Origin of the sequence: Phenylobacterium sp. (assembly GCF_024508875.1) — a bacterium.
Taxonomy (GTDB): Bacteria; Pseudomonadota; Alphaproteobacteria; order Caulobacterales; family Caulobacteraceae; genus Phenylobacterium.
In genome coordinates, this window is record NZ_JANINU010000317.1 from 1 (window position 1) to 19,923 (window position 19,923).

The 19,923-nt window shown below is 69.1% G+C and carries 20 protein-coding genes and 1 pseudogene; 16 read left to right on the forward strand and 5 right to left on the reverse strand.

Going from position 1 to position 19,923, the window contains the following annotated elements; translation table 11 throughout:
• The coding region (locus Q0L11_RS20820; RefSeq protein WP_296599809.1) for a type III pantothenate kinase at positions 1 to 586 on the forward strand (586 nt) is incomplete at its 5' end.
• A complete protein-coding gene (locus Q0L11_RS20825; RefSeq protein WP_296599810.1) occupies positions 587 to 2,269 on the forward strand; it encodes a ribonuclease J in 1,683 nt (560 codons plus the stop codon).
• Here the strand turns inward: Q0L11_RS20825 and Q0L11_RS20830 are convergent.
• Positions 2,266 to 2,868 (reverse strand): PEPxxWA-CTERM sorting domain-containing protein, encoded by a 603-nt coding sequence (locus Q0L11_RS20830; protein ID WP_296599811.1) that lies wholly within the window; start codon positions 2,866 to 2,868, stop codon positions 2,266 to 2,268. The two genes, Q0L11_RS20825 and Q0L11_RS20830, sit on opposite strands and share 4 nt — an antisense overlap.
• Positions 2,869 to 3,079: 211 nt before the next feature.
• On the opposite strand from Q0L11_RS20830, the gene Q0L11_RS20835 reads away from it, so the two are divergent.
• The 7 genes from Q0L11_RS20835 (at position 3,080) to Q0L11_RS20865 (ending at position 10,460) form a co-directional block, all read left to right on the forward strand.
• Positions 3,080 to 5,308, forward strand: a complete 2,229-nt coding sequence (locus Q0L11_RS20835; RefSeq protein WP_296599813.1) for a CoA transferase — start codon at positions 3,080 to 3,082, stop codon at positions 5,306 to 5,308.
• Between the two features lie 63 nt (positions 5,309 to 5,371).
• On the forward strand, positions 5,372 to 5,794 hold the full coding sequence (gene mce / locus Q0L11_RS20840) for a methylmalonyl-CoA epimerase (protein WP_296599815.1): 423 nt from the start codon (positions 5,372 to 5,374) through the stop codon (positions 5,792 to 5,794).
• Positions 5,794 to 6,054 (forward strand): DUF1467 family protein, encoded by a 261-nt coding sequence (locus Q0L11_RS20845; RefSeq protein WP_296599816.1) that lies wholly within the window; start codon positions 5,794 to 5,796, stop codon positions 6,052 to 6,054. Before mce ends, Q0L11_RS20845 begins: the two co-directional genes overlap by 1 nt.
• Before the next feature lie 111 nt (positions 6,055 to 6,165).
• Positions 6,166 to 7,482, forward strand: a complete 1,317-nt coding sequence (proS, locus tag Q0L11_RS20850; RefSeq protein ID WP_296599818.1) for a proline--tRNA ligase — start codon at positions 6,166 to 6,168, stop codon at positions 7,480 to 7,482.
• Positions 7,483 to 7,538: 56 nt separating this feature from the next.
• Complete coding sequence (locus Q0L11_RS20855) at positions 7,539 to 8,774, forward strand: lipoprotein-releasing ABC transporter permease subunit (RefSeq protein ID WP_296599834.1); 1,236 nt, start codon at positions 7,539 to 7,541, stop codon at positions 8,772 to 8,774.
• On the forward strand, positions 8,767 to 9,453 hold the full coding sequence (locus Q0L11_RS20860; RefSeq protein ID WP_296599820.1) for an ABC transporter ATP-binding protein: 687 nt from the start codon (positions 8,767 to 8,769) through the stop codon (positions 9,451 to 9,453). The genes Q0L11_RS20855 and Q0L11_RS20860 overlap by 8 nt, the downstream gene beginning before the upstream one ends.
• Positions 9,454 to 9,500: 47 nt before the next feature.
• On the forward strand, positions 9,501 to 10,460 hold the full coding sequence (locus Q0L11_RS20865) for a nucleoside hydrolase (RefSeq protein WP_296599822.1): 960 nt from the start codon (positions 9,501 to 9,503) through the stop codon (positions 10,458 to 10,460).
• Here the strand turns inward: Q0L11_RS20865 and Q0L11_RS20870 are convergent.
• The 3 genes from Q0L11_RS20870 to Q0L11_RS20880 are packed head-to-tail and all read right to left on the reverse strand — an operon-like array spanning position 10,457 to position 12,018.
• Complete coding sequence (locus tag Q0L11_RS20870) at positions 10,457 to 11,023, reverse strand: hypothetical protein (protein WP_296599823.1); 567 nt, start codon at positions 11,021 to 11,023, stop codon at positions 10,457 to 10,459. The genes Q0L11_RS20865 and Q0L11_RS20870 overlap by 4 nt on opposite strands.
• On the reverse strand, positions 11,020 to 11,541 hold the full coding sequence (locus Q0L11_RS20875; RefSeq protein WP_296599824.1) for a sigma-70 family RNA polymerase sigma factor: 522 nt from the start codon (positions 11,539 to 11,541) through the stop codon (positions 11,020 to 11,022). Before Q0L11_RS20875 ends, Q0L11_RS20870 begins: the two co-directional genes overlap by 4 nt.
• Positions 11,542 to 11,601: 60 nt before the next feature.
• Entirely contained in the window at positions 11,602 to 12,018 is a 417-nt protein-coding gene (locus Q0L11_RS20880; RefSeq protein WP_296599826.1) for a VOC family protein, read from the reverse strand.
• Between the two features lie 134 nt (positions 12,019 to 12,152).
• Here Q0L11_RS20880 and sidA point away from each other — a divergent pair, with 134 nt between their 5' ends.
• From sidA to Q0L11_RS20900, 4 genes are all read left to right on the forward strand, one after another.
• Positions 12,153 to 12,242: a cell division inhibitor SidA gene (gene sidA, locus Q0L11_RS20885; protein WP_068878982.1), complete on the forward strand. Its 90-nt coding sequence runs from the start codon at positions 12,153 to 12,155 to the stop codon at positions 12,240 to 12,242.
• 11 nt (positions 12,243 to 12,253) lie between these two features.
• Entirely contained in the window at positions 12,254 to 15,712 is a 3,459-nt protein-coding gene (gene dnaE / locus Q0L11_RS20890) for a DNA polymerase III subunit alpha (protein ID WP_296599835.1), read from the forward strand.
• Entirely contained in the window at positions 15,709 to 16,206 is a 498-nt protein-coding gene (locus tag Q0L11_RS20895; protein WP_296599827.1) for a hypothetical protein, read from the forward strand. The genes dnaE and Q0L11_RS20895 overlap by 4 nt, the downstream gene beginning before the upstream one ends.
• Positions 16,207 to 16,282: 76 nt before the next feature.
• On the forward strand, positions 16,283 to 16,564 hold the full coding sequence (locus Q0L11_RS20900) for a hypothetical protein (protein ID WP_296599829.1): 282 nt from the start codon (positions 16,283 to 16,285) through the stop codon (positions 16,562 to 16,564).
• Positions 16,565 to 16,602: 38 nt separating this feature from the next.
• On the opposite strand, the gene Q0L11_RS20905 is transcribed toward Q0L11_RS20900, so the two are convergent.
• Positions 16,603 to 17,319 (reverse strand): DUF6624 domain-containing protein, encoded by a 717-nt coding sequence (locus tag Q0L11_RS20905; RefSeq protein WP_296599831.1) that lies wholly within the window; start codon positions 17,317 to 17,319, stop codon positions 16,603 to 16,605.
• A 244-nt stretch (positions 17,320 to 17,563) separates the two neighbouring features.
• On the opposite strand from Q0L11_RS20905, the gene rpsB reads away from it, so the two are divergent.
• The 3 genes and pseudogenes from rpsB to pyrH all read left to right on the forward strand — a co-directional run.
• Positions 17,564 to 18,439 (forward strand): 30S ribosomal protein S2, encoded by an 876-nt coding sequence (gene rpsB, locus Q0L11_RS20910; protein ID WP_296599832.1) that lies wholly within the window; start codon positions 17,564 to 17,566, stop codon positions 18,437 to 18,439.
• Between the two features lie 93 nt (positions 18,440 to 18,532).
• Positions 18,533 to 19,474 (forward strand): translation elongation factor Ts, encoded by a 942-nt coding sequence (gene tsf, locus Q0L11_RS20915; protein ID WP_296599833.1) that lies wholly within the window; start codon positions 18,533 to 18,535, stop codon positions 19,472 to 19,474.
• An 88-nt stretch (positions 19,475 to 19,562) separates the two neighbouring features.
• Positions 19,563 to 19,923, forward strand: a pseudogene (pyrH, locus tag Q0L11_RS20920) (UMP kinase); the annotation flags it as partial.

Genomic DNA, 19,923 nt, shown 5'->3' on the forward strand with positions numbered 1-19,923 from the left:
GGTGCCGCAGTCGATCTTCAACCTGCGCAACCTGGCGCGGCGCTACCTGCACGTGGAGCCCATGGTGATCGGCGAGAATGTCGACCTGGGGATCGCGGTGCGGATCGAGAAGCCGTCCGAGGCGGGCGCCGACCGGTTGGTGAACGCCATCGGGGCGCACATCGTCTATCCCGGCGACCTGATCGTCATCGACAGCGGCACGGCCACGACCTTCGACGTGATCGCCGCGGACGGCGGGATGGAAGGCTGCGCCATCGCGCCGGGGATCAACCTCTCGATGGAGGCGTTGCACCAGGCGGCGGCGAAGCTGCCGCGCGTGGCGATCCAGCGCCCGCGCGGGAACACCGCGATCGGGAAGGATACGGTGGCGGCCATGCAGTCGGGCGTCTTCTGGGGCTATATCGCCCTGATCGAGGGCCTCGTGGCGCGGATCAAGGCCGAGTGGGGCAAGCCCATGACCGTGATCGGCACCGGCGGCGTCGCCTCGCTCTTCCACGGAGCCACGGACTCCATCGATCACTTCGACCCGGATCTCACGATCCGCGGGATGCTCGAGATTTACCGCCGCAACGCGGCCAAGGCTTGAATGGCTAAGACACAAAAGGACGACGAGCTCGTCTTCCTGCCGCTGGGCGGGTCGAACGAGATCGGGATGAACTTCAACCTGTACGGCTTCGGGCCGGCGCACGACCGCAAGTGGATCGTGGTCGACCTGGGCGTGACGTTCGGCGACCAGACGACGCCGGGCGTCGAGGTGATCCTGCCCGATCCCGAGTACATCGAGGAATACGCGCACCGGATCCTGGGGATCGTGCTGACGCATGCCCACGAGGACCACATCGGCGCGGTGGCCTGGCTGTGGCCGCGGCTGAAGGCGCCGGTCTACGCGACCCCGTTCACCGCCTTCATCCTGCGCGAAAAGCTGCGCGAGGCCGATCTGCTGGACGAGGTGGCGATCACCGAGGTGCCGCTGGGCGGCTCCATCGAGCTGGGCCCGTTCCAGCTCGACCTGATCACGCTGACCCACTCGATCCCCGAACCGAACGGCCTGGCGATCAAGACGCCGCTCGGCACGATCCTGCATACGGGCGACTGGAAGATCGATCCCGACCCGCTGCTGGGCGACGTCACCGACGCCGCCGCCATCCGCAAGCTAGGCGACGAGGGCGTGCTCGCCATGGTGTGCGACAGCACCAACGTGTTCGTCGATGGCCATGCCGGTTCCGAGGCCGACGTTCGGATCGCCATGACCAACCTGATCGCGGGGCTCAAGGGAAAGGTCGCCGTGGCCTGCTTCGCCTCGAACGTGGCGCGGATGGACAGCGTGATCCGCGCGGCCGAGGCCGCCGGCCGACGCGTCTGCCTGGCGGGCCGCTCGATGCACCGCATGGCGGCGGCCGCGAAGTCTGTGGGTCTGATGCAGGACATCCAGCCGTTCCTGGACGACACCGAGGCCAAGCACCTGCCCGAAAGCAAGGTGCTCTACCTCTGCACGGGCAGCCAGGGCGAGCCGCGTGCCGCGCTCGCCAGAATCGCCGACGGCACCCATCCGCACGTGAAGTTGGGCTCGGGCGACGCCGTCGTGTTCTCCAGCCGAGTGATCCCTGGCAACGAGATCCCGATCCGCAACCTGCAGAACAAGCTGACCGAGGGCGGGGTGCGGCTCTACACCGAGCGCGACCATCCCGGCATCCACGTCAGCGGCCACCCGTGTCGTGACGAGCTGGCCGAGATGTACGCCTGGGCGCGGCCCACCATCGCGGTGCCGACCCACGGCGAGCGGCGCCATCTGATGGAACACGCCGCCTTTGCTCGTGACCTGCAGGTGCCGCAGCAGGTGACGCCCCGCAATGGCGACATGGTCCGCCTGGCCCCCGGCCGCGCCGAGATCATCGACGAGGTGCCCTCGGGCCGCCTGTTCGTGGACGCCGGCGTCCTGACGCCTGAGAACGGCGAGGCCCTGCGCGAGCGGCGGCACGCGGCGTTCAACGGCATGCTAGCGGTGTCCGTCGTGCTCGACGGCCGCGGCAAGATTGCCTCGGGGCCTCAGGTGCGCGCCCTGGGCCTGCCCACCGAGGACGACGATCACCTCGATGAGGTGCTCGACGAACTGGCCGACGAGGCGGAAGCCGCGATCAAGCGTCTCAAGGGCGAGGAGAAGGAGCTCGACGACAGCATCGAGACCGCCATCTCCCGCGCCGTGAAGAAGGCCAGCCAGCGCATCTGGGGACGCAGGCCGGTCGTGGAGACCACCGTCCTGCGGATCTAGGCCAGGACTATGCGGCGGCGCGAACGCAGCGCCGCGCCCGCCGCGCCGAAGCCCAGCATCATCATCGCCCAGGTGGCGGGTTCGGGCACGGCGGCGGTGACGCCGGTCGTGTAGGTGAGGTCGTCCATCACCCAGTTGCCGCTGTTGCCGTAGAGGCGCACCTCGTCCACCAGGCCGGCATAGCCGGAGGCGAGGTAACGCATCGTGCTGTCCAGATCGAGGCGGTCCGAGACGTGGACCTGTTGGCCGTCGAGGTAGAGATCGAAGACGACGTCGTAGTGGCCGGCGAACCAGGCGCCGTCGAACCGCACGGCGTCGTCAAATCGGATGACTCCGGTGCTGCCGGAGCCCGGCTTGTACTTGTCGTAGTTGCTGTAGAGCGTCGTGAGGCCCGACCTGGAAGGATATTCCGGCAGCAGGGGATCGTCGTAGTAGCTGAAGTCGTCGCCGAAATTGACGCCCTGGTAATCCGACGGGACGAGCCCGGTCCCGACGAGATCGTCGAAGTCGAGCACCACGGTCGTGGCGGCTGAGGCTGCGCTGGCGGCGAGCGAGAGAGCGAGGCTGGCGGCGGCCGCGAAACGGGTGGTTCGATACATGACGCATCCCTTCTGCACTTTGGGATGGCTGGGCTAGCAACCGGCTTGGCTGACGCGCGCTGGGTTCGCGACGAACCGCGTCGACCGCGAGACGAAGGCGCGGAATTCGCGCCGGAGGGGAATGCCGGATGTTGCCGCCCGTTCGAAGGGCGGGTTTGATGGCGCTTGGCCAGATGCGGGAAGCGTGCGGCCAGCGCAGGGGAGAGCGCCTATGTCCGCGTACCGGGGCGTGAGGATCGCCGACTTCACACAGGGCATCGCGGGGCCGATGGCGGCCATGCTGCTGGGCGACCTCGAGGCCGAGGTCGTCAAGATTGAGCCGCCGGGCGGCGACCGGCTGAAGGATCATCCCGGCTACCTCGCCTGGAACCGCAACAAGCAGGTCGTCACCCTCGACCTCGAAGCGCCGGAAGCCCTGGCTGCGGCCAAGGCGCTGATCGCCGGCGCGGATGTGGCGCTGTTCGACCAAGCGCCTTCGCGCCTTGGGGCGCTGGCCCTCGACGGCCCGACGCTGACGGCGGCGCATCCCGGACTAATCCACGCCTGGATGCCGCCCTATGGAACCGCCGGCGAGTGGAGCGAGCTGCCGGCCCACCACAGTCTCCTTGCCGGCCTCACCGGCGTCGCGTTCCGGCAAGGCGCCTGGAGCGACCAGCCCATCCACCTCGTCATTCCGATCACGTTCTATTCCCAGGCCGTCCTGGGCGCGGGAGCCATCGGCGCGGCGCTGTTCGAGCGTCGGGGGAGTGGGCGGGGACAGGCCCTGGTGGTCAGCGGCCTGCACGGCTCGGCGGAAGCCGCTCCGCCAGCCCGCGTCCTCGGCGAGCCGCCTTTGCCCCGCGGCACGCCGCCGGGCGCCAATCCGCGCTATCGGCTCTACCAGGGCTCGGACGGGGAGTGGTTCTTCCTCGGCACGCTCTTCACCAACTTCTATCGCAAGGCGTTCGAGGTCCTGGGCCTGGACGACGCCTTCGAGGCGCTGGAAGCTGACATGGAAGCCGCCCGCGACCTGCTGGAGGGCATGTTCCTCACCCGCACCCGCGACGAGTGGCTGGAAGCGTTGCGGGCCAACGATGTCCCCTGCGCGCCGATCGGCCGGCGCGAGGCCTGGTTCGCCGGGGCGGCCGTGGCGGAGGGCGGCCTGCGGAAGGTGATGCACGATCCGCTGCGCGGCGATGTGGCGATGCCGGGCCCGTCGGTGAAGTTCGCCGCCACGCCGGCGGCCGTTCGTGGACTACCTCAGGCGATCGCCGCGGCGCCCGATTGGCCTCCGAGGGCGCCGACGACCGGTGCGCCGTCCGGCGGCGGACCGCTCGCGGGCGTGAAGGTGCTGAACCTCGGAACGGTCATCGCGGGCGCTTACGCCGGCACGATCCTGACCCAGTTCGGCGCCGACGTGATCAAGATCGAGCCGCGCGAGGGCGATCCCTTCCGCTCCGACGGATCGCAGTTCCTGGCCTACAATCGCGGAACTCGCGGGCTGGGCCTGGACCTGAAGAAGCCCGAGGCGCGCGAGCTCTTCCTGGATCTGGTCCGCCAGGCCGACGTCGTCATCGACAACTACCGGCTGGGCGTCCGGGGCCGCCTCGGCATCGACTATCCGGCGCTGAGGGCCGTGAACCCGCGGATCGTCTCCTGCTCGATCAACGCCTATGGCGAGACCGGCCCGCGGGCGGCCCTGCCGGGGTTCGATCCGCTGCTGCAGGCCGAGGGCGGGATGATGGCCGCCCAGGGCGGGGAAGGGGATCCCATCCTCCACACCATTGCGGTCAACGACATCGCGACGGCGGCTACGGTGGCCGGCGGCGTGATCGCCGCCCTGAACGCCCGCGAGGCGACCGGCGAGGGGCAGGAGCTCCTCACCAGCCTCATGGCCCAGAGCCTGCTGTTCCAACTCGGCGAGCTCGTCGACTATGCGGGCCGGCCGCCGAACGACCTAGGCGGCGTCGACTGCCTCGGCGTCTCGGCCCTCCATCGCTACTATGCCTGCGCCGACGGCTGGATCGGCCTGGTGGCGGAGACGGCGGTCGAGGCCGAATCCCTCGGACGCGCGCTGGGCGTCGATCTGGGGGGCGACCCGCTCGGTGAACCGCGGGACGGAGGGCTGGCCGGGCGTATCGAGGCTGCGCTCGCGGGCCGAACGCGCTCGGATACGCTGTCCGCGCTGCGGGCCGCCGGTGTGGCCGCGGCGCCGGTGATCCGCGGGGCGGAGGCGCTGGAGGACCGCTACTTGTCGCTCAACCGTTTCGTGGAGGAGTGGAACCACCCCCGCCTCGGGCCGATGATCACGGCCACGAGCCTCGCCAGCTTCTCCCGCACGCCCACGGGTTTCGCCGGCCCGACTCCCGACCTGGCCCAGCACTCGGCCGAGGTCCTTGCCGAATACGGCGTGAGCGCCGAGCGCATCTCCAGCCTGATGACGTCCGGGGCCGTGTTCTAAGGCCGCAGGCTTCTTCCCCAACGTGATCTCGCGCCGGGCGGCGGAGCGGCGTATACCGCCGCCATGATCGGGAAACTGAACCATGTGGGCGTCGCCACGCCCTCCATCGAAGAGTCGGTGAAGCTGTATCGCGACGTCCTCGGCGCGACGAAGATCGGCGAAAAGTTCGCCATGCCCGAGCAGGGCGTGTGGGTGTGCTTCGTCGACCTTCCCAACAGCCAGATCGAGCTGATCGAGCCGCATGGCGACGCCTCGCCGCTGAAGGGCTTCCTGGAGAAGAACCCGGCCGGCGGCCAGCATCACATCTGCTTCGAGGTCGAGAACATCGAGGCCGCGCGTGACGACATGGCGGCCAAGGGCGCCACCGTGCTGAACGGCGGCAAGCCCCGGATCGGCGCCCATGGCACGCCGGTCATCTTCGTCCACCCGAAGAACATGGGCGGCGTGTTGGTCGAACTCATGGAAACACCGAAGGGAGCCCACTGATGGGTCCGTTCACCTCGGTCGCGATCTACCTGACCATCTGGTGGACGGTTCTGTTCGCCGTCCTCCCGCTGGGCGTTCAGAGCCACGCCGAAGCCGGCATCGACAAGGGCGATGGCGGAGATCCCGGTGCGCCGGTCGACCCCAAGCTCAAGAAGAAGTTCCTGACCACCACCTGGGTGTCGGCGGTTCTTTTCGCCATCCTCTGGGCAGTCCTGAAGCTGGGCCTCATCAAGCTCCCCGCCCTCCCGGCGCACTACTAGCGCCGGCTTCCGGCTTCGGCTGCGGAACCCGGGCGGTCGCCATATCGTTGCCAAGGTTCCAGCGGCAAGGCTATCAGGTCGCCTCCTGCTGACCAGAGAGCCGAAGATTCCATGCGCCTTTCGCGATACTTCATGCCCACGCTTCGCGAGGCGCCCGCCGACGCGCAGATCGTCTCGCACCAGCTCATGCTGCGCGCCGGCCTGATCCGCCAGGAGGCGGCCGGCATCTACGCCTGGCTGCCGCTGGGCCTGAAGGTGCTTAAGAAGATCGAGCAGGTCGTGCGCGAGGAGATGAACCGCGCCGGCGCCGTCGAGATCCTCATGCCGACCCTGCAGCTCGCCGACCTCTGGCGTGAGAGCGGCCGCTACGAGGCCTACGGCGAGGAGATGCTGCGCATCAAGGATCGCCACGACCGGGACCTGCTGTACGGGCCCACGGCCGAGGAGGTCGTGACTGACATTTTTCGGAGTTACATAAAGTCCTACAAGGACTTGCCGAAGAATCTTTACAACATCCAATGGAAGTTCCGCGACGAGCGGCGCCCCCGCTTCGGCGTGATGCGCGGCCGAGAGTTCCTGATGAAGGACGCCTATTCGTTCGACATCGACGAGGCGGCGGCCCGCCGGGCCTATAACCGGATGTTCCTGGCCTATCTCAACGTCTATGCGCGGCTTGGGCTGAAGGCGATCCCCGTGCGGGCCGACACCGGCCCGATCGGCGGCGACCTCTCCCACGAGTTCATCATCCTGGCCGAGACCGGCGAGAGCGAGGTCTTCGCCCACCGCGACCTGGTCGAGATGGGCGCACCCGGCCCCGACATCGACTGGGAGGGCGACCTCCAGCCGCTGGTCGACCAGCGCACCGCGCTCTACGCCGCCTCGGACGAGATGCACGACGCCGCGAAATACGAGGCGCTGCCCGAGGACAAGCGGATGACCGCGCGCGGCATCGAGGTGGGCCACATCTTCTACTTCGGGACCAAGTACTCGGCTCCCATGAAGGCCAACGTCACCGGCCCGGACGGCAAGGACGTCCCGGTGCAGATGGGCTCGTATGGCGTTGGCGTCTCGCGCCTGGTGGGCGGCATCATCGAGGCGAGCCACGACGACAGCGGCATCATCTGGCCCGACAGCGTGGCCCCGTTCGGCGCTGCGGTCCTCAACCTCCGCGTCGGCGACGCCGCCTGCGACGAGGTCTGCGAGAAGGCCTACAAGGCGCTGTCCGACGCCGGGCTCGACCCGCTGTACGACGACCGCGACGACCGGCCGGGCGCCAAGTTCGCCGCCACCGACTTGGTGGGCATCCCCTGGCAGCTCATCGTCGGGCCGAAGGGCGTGGCCGACGGGGTCGTCGAGCTGAAGCGCCGGGCCACGGGCGAGCGCCAGACCGTGTCGCTGGAAGCGGCGCTCAAGGCCATCATCGGGTGAGCGAACGCGCAGCCGTCACCGGTGGCCGCGCGCCGCCGTTCGGCCTCTGGGAGCGGATGCTCGCGGGGCGCTACCTGCGCGCCAAGCGACAGCAGGGCGGCGTGGCGCTGATTTCCATCATCTCGTTCATCGGCATCATGCTGGCGGTGGCGACGCTGATCATCGTCATGTCGGTGATGAACGGCTTCCGGTCCGAGCTCCTGGGCCGCATCCTGGGCTTCCAGGGCCACGTCTTCGTCACCGGTGGCGTGCTGGACGGGGCCGAGCGCGACCGCGCCGCGGCGGCGATCCTCAAGGTGCCGGGCGTGACCCAGGCCGCGCCGATCATCGAGGCCCAGGCCATCGCCATCGGGCCCAGCCAGATCACCGGCGCGCTCGTGCGCGGGATCGGGCCGAAGGACCTGGGCGAGACGAGGCTGGTCGCGGGCAACATCACCCAGGGCACGCTGAAGGGCTTCGGCGACGGCGAGTTCGGCGGCGACGTCGTCGTGCTGGGCGAGCGGTTGGCCCAGCAGTTGGGCGTGCGCCCCGGAGACACCATCACCCTGATCTCGCCCTCGGGCGGGGCCACGGCGTTCGGCGGCACGCCGCTGCAGAAGCCCTATACGGTGGGCGCCACGTTCAGCGTCGGCATGAGCCAGTACGACCAGGCCTACATCTACATGCCGCTGGCCCAGGCCCAGCTATTCTTCGGGCGCGAGGACACGGCCGACGCCATCGAGGTGCGGGTCACCGACCCCGATCATGCCGCGCAGATGAAGGCGGCCATTAACAAGGCGGCGGGGCCGGGCGCCGTGGTCAACGACTGGACCCAGCGCGACAGCTCGTTCTGGGGCGCGCTGAAGGTCGAGCGCAACGTCATGCGCCTGATCCTGATGCTGCTGGTCGCCATCGCGGCCATGAACATCATCTCGGGCCTGGTGATGCTGGTGAAGAACAAGGGCCGCGACATCGCCATCCTACGAACCATGGGGGCGGGGCAGGGCTCGATCCTGCGCATCTTCTTCATGGCCGGCGCGGGCGTGGGCGCCCTGGGCACGCTAGCCGGCCTGCTGATCGGCACGCTGTTCTGCATCTACATCGGCGAGATCCAGAGCTTCGTGGAGTACGTCACCGGCCAGGCGGTGTTTTCGTCCGACGTCTACTACCTCTCCCGCATCCCGGCGAAAGTGGACTGGGCCGAGGTGGCGCTGATCGTCTCCTGGTCGCTGGGGATGAGCTTCCTGGCCACCCTGCCGCCGTCGTGGCGCGCCTCGCGCCTCGATCCGGTGGAGGCGCTCCGCTATGAGTGAGCCTGTCCTCTCGATCCGCGGTCTTGAGCGCACCTACGTGACCGAGGCCGGCTCGCTCACCGTCCTTCGCGGCGTCGACCTCGACGTCCAGCCGGGCGAGATCGTAGGCCTGATCGGCCCTTCCGGCTCGGGCAAGTCCAGCCTGCTGCACGCCGCCGGCCTGCTCGAGCACCCCAACGCCGGCCGCATCTCGATCCTGGGCGTCGATTGCTCGAACCTGCCAGAGCGCGAGCGGACGCGGGTTCGCCTGGCGACGATCGGCTTCGTCTACCAGTTCCATCATCTGCTGCCCGAATTCTCGGCCCTCGATAACGTGGCCCTGCCGATGATGATCGCCGGCATGGAGCGCCGCACGGCGAGCGAACGCGCGGGCCGCCTGCTGGCCGACCTCGGCCTGAAGGACCGCACGCATCACCAGCCCGCCCAGCTCTCGGGCGGCGAGCAGCAGCGCGTGGCCATCGCCCGGGCTCTCGCGAATTCGCCCCGCCTGCTGCTGGCCGACGAACCCACCGGCAACCTGGATCCCACGACCTCGGGGGCGGTGTTCGACAGCCTCTACGCCCTCGCCCGCAGCCAGGGGGTGGCGGCCGTCGTGGCGACCCATAACCTGGAGCTCGCCAGCCACATGGACCGGGTGTTCGCCCTGAAGGACGGCCACCTCGAGGAACAGGCACGCTAGGCCTCGGCGCTCTTCCCCCGCGCCGTGATCCCCGATACCCCGGGGGCATGCGGCTCATCATCGACACCGACACGGCGGGCGACGACGTCTTCTCGCTAATGATCGCCCTGACGCGGGCCGGCGTTTCGGTCGAGGCCATCACCATCGCGCACGGCAACGTCGGCTTCGCCCAGCATGCGGAGAATGCGCTGGCGACCCTCGAAGTCTGCGGCCGCGCCGGCGAGGTTCCGGTCTATCTCGGCGCCGAGCGTCCGTTGAGCCGAACGCCCCTGGCCGCCACCTACGTCTTCGGCGCAGACGGGATGAGCGACGCCGGGTTCCCCCGGGCCGCCCAGCGCCCGGCGCCCGGCGAGGCGGCCGACCAGATCGTGCGGCGGATCATGGGCGCCCCCGGAGAGATCACGCTTCTCACCCAGGCGCCGCTGACCAACCTCGCCCTCGCGGTGATGATGGAGCCGCGGATCGCCGGTGCGTGCCGCCATCTGTGGATCATGGGCGGCACGGACAACGGCGTGGGGAACGTGACGCCCGCGGCCGAGTACAACTTCTACGTCGATCCGGAGGCGGCGAAGATCGTGCTGGGCGCAGGCTTCGACGTCACGCTCGTCACCTGGACCGAGACCCTGCGCGACGGCCTGTTCACGCTGGAACAGCTTGCCGAGCTGGAGGCGCTCGATACGCCGCGGTCGCGCTTCTTCACTACCGTGAACCGCACCTCGCTCGCCTTCGCGCGCAAGACCCAGGGCCTGGGCGGCAGCCTGCATCCCGACGCGCTCACCTGCGCCCTGGCGCTGGACGAGGCGCTGATCCTGGACAGCGACCGCTGCGCCGTGGACGTGGAGACCAAGGGCGAACTTACCCGCGGCTATCTCAGCGTCTCGCACCCTATCCTGCCCGACGCGGAACTGGCCGATCCCGAGTTGCCGCGCCGCCAGGCCAACGCCAGGGTCATCAAGTCCGCGAACCGCGCCGGCTTCTTCGCCGCGATGAAGGCGGCCCTCGCCTAATCCCGGCGAAGGGCGTCGATCTCGGCGATCTGGGTGGCCAGGCGGCGACGGGCGCGGCGGTTGTTCCAGAACCAGACGACGCCATAGAGCAGGGTCGATCCGAGGAGCAGGGCCCGCGCTCCGGGGGGCGCCGGGTTCGCCAGCAGGCGGGCGACGAAGAGGCCAAGTCCAGGCACGAAGGGCGCGAGATACCAGGCCCACGCCTTGCCCAGCGCCTCATGCTGGCGAACCAGCTCGGCGCGGTGGAAATCCAGGGCGTGGAGGGTTGGCGCGGTCCGCGCCGACGCCCGCCGGTGCAGTTGCCACGCCACGAACACGGCTCCGAGCGCGACGAAGCTGCTCGCGAGCTTCAGGACGGGATCGGGCAACCAAAGGACGTAATAGGAGAATGTCGCCACGACGATCCCGCAGGCCACGTATTCGACCGTGTTGCGCCGGCGGACGCGATCCTGGAAGCCGCGCGCGTGGATCTGCTCCAGGGTCATGGGCGGTGTCTCCGTGGGCTGGTCGCGCCAGAGGGCGGCGATGTCGGGCGTCTTGGGATCGTCGGGCTGGCCGGTCATGACGGCCTCCGGTCGTGGAAGCGGGCGGCCAGGATGGCCTTGAGCCGGTGGATGCGGACGGCGACCGCGCCGGCAGAGAAGCCCGTGACCTCCCCGATGGCCGCCGCGTCGAGATCTTCGAGGTAGAGCAGGGCGACCTGCCGGTCGGTGGGCGTCAGGTCGTGGATCAGCGCCAGCAGGCGCTCCAGCGCCTGACGGACGCTGGCGGAGGCCTCCGGGTCGTCGCCGCTCGGCGGGTCGGGGATCTGGTCCAGGCCGACGAGGCCTGCGGTAGCGCGCCGGCGCCGCAGAACGTGGCTGGTCGCGGTGTTGTGGGCCACGCGATAGACCCAGGTGCGCACCGAGCAGAGCCCGTCGAAGGCCGCGAAGCTGCGCCAGAGCGCGACGTGGATATCCTGGACGAGGTCCCGACGCAGGTGCGGGTCCCGCTCGTAGCCGCGGGCGAGCCGCTCCAGGGCCGGGCCGAAGGCCTCGGCCGCTTGGCGGTAGCGCTCATCCTGTTCGGTGTTGCGATCCACGTCCGAAGATGTCCTTTCGGAGGGATAGTCGTCGCAACCCCGAAGATCTTACAGCCGCGCTCAGAACGTGGTCGAACCGTCGGGGTGGATCGTGCAATGCGGGTTCCAGGCCACCTCCCAGGCATGGCCGTCCGGGTCTGCGAAATAGCCGGAATAGCCGCCCCACGGGGTTTCCTCGGCCGGCTTGGTGACGCGGGCGCCGGCGCTGACGGCCTGCGCGATCGTGGCGTCCACGTCGGCTTTCGAGCGTTCGTTGATGGCGATGGCGAAGCCGCTGAACGCGCCGTCGACCGGCCGGCCGGCGTCGGCCTCCAGCGCCCCGCGCTCGAACAGCGCCAGGCCCAGGCCGGGCAGTTGGTAGAAGGCGATCTCGTCCATCGCGGTCAGCGGCCGCCAGCCCAGGCCGTCCTCGTAGAAGCGCCGCGCGCGGGCCACGTCGCCCACGCCGAGGGTAATGAGGGACGCGCGCTGATCCATGTCCGCCTCCTGTGTGGAAGACCGGAACTTAGCCGCTTGACGGTGAGAACAAAAGAGGAATAAGAACGAAAACGGAACGGTCCACAGGTGCTCCCGCCGAGTATCCACAGGGCCCCCACAGGAGGATGCGGAAGATGGTTCGTCTGGCCCGGGAATCGCTGGCGTTTGCGTCGGTGGCGAGCTTTGTGTGGATGGTGTGCTCGGTGGCCGGCCTGATGGGCTGATCGCCATGCGAATGGGGGAGGCGGCTCAGGTGCAGGACGGCGGCGAAGGTTTCGTCCACCTCCGGGTCCGCTCGGCCTATTCGCTGCTGGAAGGCGCCATCAAAGCGGACAAGATCGGCGGCTTGGCTAAGGCCGACCACATGCCCGCCGTCGCCATCGCTGACCGCGCCAACCTGTTCGGGGCGCTGGAGTTCTCAGTGGCCACCAAGGGCGAGGGCGTGCAGCCGATCATCGGTTGCGCCCTGCCGGTCAGCGGCATCGGCGAGGCGTTGCCCGAGCGCTGGGCCAAGACCCCTACGATCATGCTGCTCGCCCAGAACGAGCAGGGCTACCTGAACCTCTGCGACCTCTCCTCGTTCGCCTACCTGGAGATCGACGCCAGCGACGAGCCCCACGTGCCGTGGGAGAAGGTCAGGCAGTTCTCCGAAGGCCTGATCCTGCTGTCGGGTGGTCCCGACGGGCCGGTCGACCATCTGTTCGCCGCGGGCAAGGTGAAGGAGGGGCGTGCCGCGCTCGCGGAGATGAAGCGAGTTTTCGGCGACCGCTTTTACGTCGAACTGCAGCGTCACGGGACGCCGGCCGAGGCGGCGGCGGAGGGCGAGTTGGTCGCCTTCGCCTACGACGAGGACGTGCCGCTGGTCGCCACGAACGACGTCTACTTCAAGGCCTCCAAGACCTACGCCGCGCACGACGTGCTGCTGTGCATCGCCGACGGCAGCTTCGTGGGTCAGGACGAGCGGCGCCGGATCACGGCCGAGCACTATTTCAAGTCCGCCGCCGACATGCGGGCGCTTTTCGCCGACCTGCCCGAGGCGTGCGACAACACCCTCGACATCGCCCGCCGCTGCGCCTTCATGGTGAACAAGCGCGATCCGCTGCTGCCGCGCTTCACGGTGGGCGACCGTTCCGAGGCCGAGGAACTGGCGCAGCAGGCCCGCGACGGCCTCAAGGCGCGAATGGCCGCTGGCCGCGCCAACGCCCGCCCTGTCGAAGAGTACGAGGCGCGCCTCAATCGGGAGATCGACGTGATCACCCAGATGGGGTTCCCCGGCTATTTCCTGATCGTGTCCGACTTCATCAAGTGGGCGAAGGCGCGCGGCATTCCCGTGGGGCCGGGACGGGGGTCGGGCGCCGGCTCGCTCGTGGCCTATTCACTGACCATCACCGACCTGGATCCCCTTCAGTACGGCCTGCTGTTCGAGCGCTTCCTGAACCCCGAGCGCGTGTCGATGCCCGACTTCGACATCGACTTCTGCCAGGAGCGGCGGGAAGAGGTGATCGCCTACGTCCAGCAGCGCTACGGCAAGGACAAGGTCGCCCAGATCATCACCTTCGGCACCCTGCAGGCGCGGGCCGTGCTGCGCGACGTGGGCCGCGTTCTGCAGCTCCCGCTGGGCCACGTCGACCGGTTGGCGAAGATGGTGCCGGCCAACCCCGCCAATCCCGTGACGCTGGCCCAGGCCATCGAGATGGAGCCGCGCCTGAAGGAAGAGCAGCGGCGCGACGAGGCCGTGGCGCGCCTGCTCGACATCGCCCTGGAGCTGGAGGGCCTCTACCGGAACGCCTCGACCCACGCCGCGGGCGTCGTGATCGGCGACCGTCCTCTCACCAAGCTGACCCCGCTCTACCGCGACCCCCGCTCGGAACTGCCGGCCACCCAGTTCAACATGAAGTGGGTGGAGAGCGCCGGCCTGGTGAAGTTCGACTTCCTCGGCCTGAAGACCCTGACCGTCATCGACCGGGCGGTGAAGTACCTCGAGAAACGCGGCGAAGTGGTCGAGATGGCCAAGCTGCCGCTCGACGATGAGCCGACCTACGAGCTGATGAGCAACGCCCAGACGATCGGCGTCTTCCAGTTCGAAGGGCAGGGGATGCGCGACGCCCTGCGCCAGCTTCGTCCCAACTCCATCGAGGACGTGACCGCCATCGGCGCCCTGTATCGCCCAGGCCCGATGGACAACATCCCGACCTTCGTCGACTGCAAGTTCGGCCGGAAGGAAATCGACTACCTGCACCCCATGCTGGAGGGGGTGCTGAAGGAGACCTACGGCATCATTGTCTACCAGGAGCAGGTGATGCAGATCGCCCAAATCCTGGCTGGCTACAGCCTGGGCGAGGCCGACCTGCTGCGCCGCGCCATGGGCAAGAAGAAGAAGGAGGAGATGGAGCTGCAGCGGGCGCGCTTCGTCTCGGGCGCCGAGGCCAAGGGCGTGCCTGGCGCCCAGGCGGGCTCCATCTTCGACCTCGTGGACAAGTTCGCGGGCTACGGCTTCAACAAGAGCCACGCCGCCGCCTACGCCTTCGTGAGCTACCAGACGGGCTGGTTGAAGGCGAACCACCCGGTCGAGTTCTTCGCCGCGTCGATGAGCCTCGACATCGCCAACACCGACAAGCTGGCTGTCTTCTACCAGGACGCCAAGCGGTTCGGCGTGAAGATCCAGCCGCCCTGCGTGAACCGCTCCGTGGCCGATTTCGACGTGGAGAACGGCGAGGTGCTTTATGCGCTGGGCGCCATCCGCAACGTCGGCATGCAGGCGATGGAGCATGTGGTGCAGGTGCGCCGCGAAGGCGGCCCCTTCCGCGACATCTTCGATTTCGTCGAGCGGGTTGACCCCCGACAGGTCAACAAGCGCACCTTCGAGACCCTGGCGCGGGCCGGGGCGTTCGACAACATCCACGCCAACCGCGCGCAGCTCGTCGAGGCGGCCGAGCTGCTGCTGGGGCTGGGGCAGAGCGTCGCCGCCCAGCGGGAGTCGGACCAGGGCGGCCTGTTCGGCGATTCCAACAGCGACCTGGTCGAGGCCCAGAAGCGGAAGATGCCGCGCACCGACCCCTGGACGCCCACCGAGCGTCTGGACGAGGAGCTGTCGGCCGTCGGCTTCTACCTGTCGGGCCATCCCCTGGACGACATGGTCGAGGCGCTGCGCCGCAAGCGCACCGACCTGCTGACCGACGCGATCGCCAAGGCGGTCGCCGGGGCCGAGGCGCTGCGCATGGCGGGCGTGATCCGGCGCAAGCAGGAGCGTCCGTCGCGATCCGGCGAGAAGTTCGCCTTCGTCACCTTCTCGGACCCCACCGGCGAGTACGAGGTGCTGTTCCCGCCGGAATCGCTGAGGAAGTGCCGCGACCAGCTAGAACCCGGCAAGGCGGTGTCGCTGCGCGTGCGGTGCAAGGCCAGCGAGGGCGAGGTGCGCTTCTTCGGCGAGAGCGTCGAGCCGGTGGAGAAGGCCGTCGAGAACGTGGTGGCGGGTCTGCGTGTCCACGTTGCGCCCCGCAGCGCCGAGATCGAGGCCCTGAAGCGGCGGCTGGAAGCGGTGTCGAACGCCCGCGGCGGCGAGATCGTCCTTGTCGCGGGCCTGGACGGCGGCCGAGAGGTGGAGCTGAAGCTCCCAGGCCGTTTCACCCTGGACGGCGCTGTCCGCGGGGCGCTCAAGACCGCACCCGGCGTCGTCTTCGTCGAGGACCTGTGAGCGCCAGGCTCGCGGCGGCCGGGCTGGCGCTGGCCTGCATCGGGGGCGCCGCCGCCGCCGCCGCGCCGCCGCCTGCAACCCTGCCGCAGGTCGTCGCCTGGGCGCAGGCGCACCTGCGCGGCGTCGACGACTGGCCGCTGCTGGGGTTCAACCCGCAGGGCATGACGCTGGCCAGCCCGGCCGGCGCGGCCCTTCAGGCCGACGGGATGGTCGAGGGCGACATCCGCCAGGAGTTTTTCGAGCCGATCGAGCTGGACGGCCGCATCCTGCGCTCGACCTCCGGCCGCTGGCGGGTGGACTGCGCGCGCCAGCGCTACGCGATCGTCTGGCTGAAGCTCTATGCCCGCAACGACCAGCGCGAACCGCTGGGAGAGCGGGCGCCGGCCGCGCCGACGTGGACGCCCCGCGACAGCTTCTCAGGCGACATCGTCGACGCCCTGTGCGAGGCCGTCCGCAACGGCGCGCGGCTGGAGCCGGCGCCGGCGCGTCGATGAGGGGGTGGCCGCGGTCTTGCTCCGCGCCGCGTCAGGTGTGCCGATGCAGGATCGGAATGAGTTTGGGAGGGGCAAGATGAAACTTCGAGTGGTGATCGCGGCGGCGTTGATCGCCGCGGCGGGGCCGGCGATGGCCGAGACCGGCTCGCGCTGCAACTTCGCGACGGGCTGTCCCCAGGGGATGGCCAAGCCGAAGAGCTACGGCTTGCCGGGTTCGACGCCCGCGCCCGCCTATCGGGGACCCACGACCGCCCCGATGTATGGCGCGCCTGAGCCGCCGAAGCCGGAGGCGTTCAAGCCCTACCAGCCCTACAAGCCTGCCAGTGTGTTCGGGCCGGAGCCGAAGAAGAAGCGATAACGCGAACGGGCGGCCCGCCCGCGGCGGCGGACGTCCGTTCAGTCGAGCTTCATACCCGGGGGTGGGGGCGACCGTGTCTGCGGGCAGGTAGGGGAGGCTTGGATGCGCGCCTTGTTCTCGGCATAGGTCCAGCCGACGCCCGCCTGCTGTCGCAGGGCCTCGACATTCGCCTCGTCCTCCAGCGGGTACGGCCGCCACTTGCCGCCGTCGCACCGGAATTGCGTGCCGTAACGCTGGGGCCGCCCTTCGGCGATGGCGATCCGGTCGAACATCATGGCGACGTTCTGGCCGTCGACTTCGCCTGTTTTGGCGAGGGCTTCGAGCTTGGGCAGGAACCGCCGCTGGGTCGCCGTATCGGCATGCTGGACGATGTTGAAGGCCGCCCGCGCGGCCGGCTCGCCGTAGCGGCTGCGCGCGAACCAGCCTTCGGGTGGCACGAGCGCCAGCAGCGCCTGCTGGTTCTCCTTGTCGGCCGCCTTCATGGGCGCGACCGCTAGGGCGAGGGCGGTCTCGCGCTCCGCCTCGGGAATCCGTGAAAAGTCGAACGACGTCACGACCTTTCGCGCCGCCTGATCCAGCTCGCCCATGCGGACCAGCCTGTCGGCGTCGCTCTCCGGTGGGGGAAGTCCGGCATGCCTGCGCCGGACGTCGTCGATGGACGCCTGCACCGCCTCGATCAGCGCGCGGCCCTCGGGCGACGCGACCCCGGCCGTCGGCGCCGCCGCCATCGCGATCGCAAGGAGTGTCGCCAGCATTGTCGCCTCCCGGTCGTGCGCCGCACAGGATCGTGCGCCAGCGCGGCCACAATGCGGCGACGGCCGCTCGCGCCCTGTCGCCGCCACGGCTTGATTTTCCGCCGCTTTCGCCCTACATGCGCGCCTCCAATCCACACGCAGGTGTTCGGCTTGGCCGGGGAGACATCCCGACCTCGTCCGTTCCGGTCCTCCTCGGAGGGTTTGCCTGCGGCGGTCCAACCGGAAGAAAGACGAGACACAGACTATGGCTCTGCCCGAATTCTCCATGCGCCAGCTCTTGGAAGCCGGCGCCCACTTCGGCCACCAGACGCACCGCTGGAACCCGAAGATGGACAAGTACATCTTCGGTTCGCGCTCCAACATCCACATCATCGACCTGTCGCAGTCGATCCCGCTGCTGCACCAGGCCCTGGTGAAGGTGCGCGAAGTCGCCGCTGGCGGCGGCCGCATCCTGTTCGTCGGCACCAAGCGTCAGGCCTCGGAGCCGATCGCCACGGCCGCCAAGCGCTGCGCCCAGTACTACGTGAACCACCGCTGGCTGGGCGGCACGCTCACCAACTGGCGCACCGTCTCGGGTTCGATCGCGCGCCTGCGCGAAGTCGACGGCCTGGTCGGCGGCGAAGGCCAGGGCCGCGGCAAGAAGGAGCTGCTGCAGCTCACCCGCGAGCGCGACAAGCTGGAGCTGTCGCTGGGCGGCATCAAGGACATGGGCGGCATTCCCGACCTGATGTTCGTGATCGACACCAACAAGGAAGCGATCGCGATCCAGGAAGCCCGGAAGCTGAACATCCCGGTGATCGCCATCCTCGACACCAACTCGAACCCCGACGGCATCACCTATCCGATCCCGGGCAACGACGACGCCGCCCGCGCCATCCAGCTCTACTGCGACCTGATGGCCGACGCGGTCCTCGACGGCCTGGCCGCCGGCCAGTCGGCCGCGGGCGTCGATCTCGGCGCGTCGGAAGCCCCGATCGAGCCGACGCTGGCCCGCGAACTGACGCCGCAAGCCGCGGCCGAGCCCGAGGTCACCGCGCCGGAAGCCGCGGCCCTCGAAGCCGAGATGACCGGCGTCGAAGCTCCCGCTTCGGATGCGGCGAGCGAAGAACAGGCCGGCTGAGCGTCCTCGGACGCTGAGCTGTCACAAAACCCTGACGGCGGGCCCTCACATGGGGGTCCGTCGTGATTCAACGAGACTCATAAGGAGCTGACCATGGCGGAAATCACCGCTGCGCTGGTCAAGGACCTGCGCGAAAAATCCGGCGCCGGCATGATGGACTGCAAGAAGGCCCTGACGGAGAACGGCGGCGACGTCGAAGCCTCGATGGACTGGCTGCGGACCAAGGGCCTGGCCAAGGCGGCCAAGAAGGCTGACCGCGCCGCCGCTGAAGGCCTGGTGGCCGGCAAGATCAGCGCCGACGGCAAGACCGGCGTGCTGGTCGAGCTGAACGCCGAGACCGACTTCGTCGCCAAGAACGACGGCTTCCAGAGCGCCGCGCGCGAGTTCGCGAACGTCGCCCTGGCGACCGACGGCGACGTGGAGGCCATCCGCGCCGCCAAGACCTCGAAGGGCGAAGTCGTCCAGGACGCGATCACCAACCTGATCGCGACCATTGGCGAGAACATGCAACTGCGCCGCGCGGCCAGGCTCTCGGTGTCGCAAGGCGCGGTTTCGCTCTACCTGCACAACAAGCAGGGCGACGACGTGGCCAAGCTCGCGGTGCTCGTGGCGCTGGAAGGCGCCGGCGACCAGGCGGCCCTGGCCGAAGTGGCCCGCCGCATCGCGCTGCACGTGGCCGGCACGCCGACCCCGCCGCTAGCCCTGACGGCTGCAGAGCTGGATCCGGACGTTGTCGCCAAGGAGCGGGACGTGCAGGTCCAGATGGCGATCGAGTCGGGCAAGCCGAAGGAAATCGCCGAGAAGATGGTCGAGGGCCGGATCCGCAAGTGGCAGGAAGAGGTCGTGCTCATGGCGCAACCCTTCGTCATGAACCCGGACCAGACGATCGAGCAACTGGTCGCCGAGACCGCCAAGGAAACCGGCTCGCCGGTCGTTCTGAAGGGCTTCGTGCGCTTCGCCCTCGGCGAAGGCGTCGAGAAGGCCCCCGAGGGTGACTTCGCGGCCGAAGTCGCCTCGATGACCGGCCAGGCCTAACCAGTCCGGTCGAGACCAAAAGAGGGCGCGGTGCGTTCGACGCGCCGCGCCCTTACTGTATGTTCCGTCGATTTCTCAGGATTCCCACATGGCCGACGCCCCCCACTACAAGCGCATCCTGCTGAAGCTTTCGGGCGAGGCGGGGGTCGGGGGCGACAGTTTCGGCATTGATCCCAAGACGCTCGGCGCCGTCTGCGAGGAGATCGCCCAGGTCGCCAAGGCCGGCGTGCAGGTCTGCGTGGTGGTTGGCGGCGGCAACATCTTCCGCGGCGCCGCCCTGGCCGAGGCCGGCATGGAGCGCGCCAGCGCCGACTACATGGGCATGCTGGCCACGGTGATGAACGCCCTGGCGCTGCAGGCTTCGCTGGAGAAGCTGGGCGTCTATACCCGCGTCCAGTCGGCGATCCCGATGGAAGCGGTCTGCGAGCCCTACATCCGCCGCCGCGCGC

Bases quoted from the DNA above. Each gene is read 5' to 3' on its own strand.
- Q0L11_RS20825 (WP_296599810.1), top strand. From the start codon at position 587: ATGGCTAAGACACAAAAGGACGACGAGCTCGTCTTCCTGCCGCTGGGC.
- Q0L11_RS20830 (WP_296599811.1), bottom strand. From the start codon at position 2,868: ATGTATCGAACCACCCGTTTCGCGGCCGCCGCCAGCCTCGCTCTCTCG.
- Q0L11_RS20835 (WP_296599813.1), top strand. From the start codon at position 3,080: ATGTCCGCGTACCGGGGCGTGAGGATCGCCGACTTCACACAGGGCATC.
- mce (WP_296599815.1), top strand. From the start codon at position 5,372: ATGATCGGGAAACTGAACCATGTGGGCGTCGCCACGCCCTCCATCGAA.
- Q0L11_RS20845 (WP_296599816.1), top strand. From the start codon at position 5,794: ATGGGTCCGTTCACCTCGGTCGCGATCTACCTGACCATCTGGTGGACG.
- proS (WP_296599818.1), top strand. From the start codon at position 6,166: ATGCGCCTTTCGCGATACTTCATGCCCACGCTTCGCGAGGCGCCCGCC.
- Q0L11_RS20855 (WP_296599834.1), top strand. From the start codon at position 7,539: ATGCTCGCGGGGCGCTACCTGCGCGCCAAGCGACAGCAGGGCGGCGTG.
- Q0L11_RS20860 (WP_296599820.1), top strand. From the start codon at position 8,767: ATGAGTGAGCCTGTCCTCTCGATCCGCGGTCTTGAGCGCACCTACGTG.
- Q0L11_RS20865 (WP_296599822.1), top strand. From the start codon at position 9,501: ATGCGGCTCATCATCGACACCGACACGGCGGGCGACGACGTCTTCTCG.
- Q0L11_RS20870 (WP_296599823.1), bottom strand. From the start codon at position 11,023: ATGACCGGCCAGCCCGACGATCCCAAGACGCCCGACATCGCCGCCCTC.
- Q0L11_RS20880 (WP_296599826.1), bottom strand. From the start codon at position 12,018: ATGGATCAGCGCGCGTCCCTCATTACCCTCGGCGTGGGCGACGTGGCC.
- sidA (WP_068878982.1), top strand. From the start codon at position 12,153: ATGGTTCGTCTGGCCCGGGAATCGCTGGCGTTTGCGTCGGTGGCGAGC.
- dnaE (WP_296599835.1), top strand. From the start codon at position 12,254: ATGGGGGAGGCGGCTCAGGTGCAGGACGGCGGCGAAGGTTTCGTCCAC.
- Q0L11_RS20900 (WP_296599829.1), top strand. From the start codon at position 16,283: ATGAAACTTCGAGTGGTGATCGCGGCGGCGTTGATCGCCGCGGCGGGG.
- Q0L11_RS20905 (WP_296599831.1), bottom strand. From the start codon at position 17,319: ATGCTGGCGACACTCCTTGCGATCGCGATGGCGGCGGCGCCGACGGCC.
- rpsB (WP_296599832.1), top strand. From the start codon at position 17,564: ATGGCTCTGCCCGAATTCTCCATGCGCCAGCTCTTGGAAGCCGGCGCC.
- tsf (WP_296599833.1), top strand. From the start codon at position 18,533: ATGGCGGAAATCACCGCTGCGCTGGTCAAGGACCTGCGCGAAAAATCC.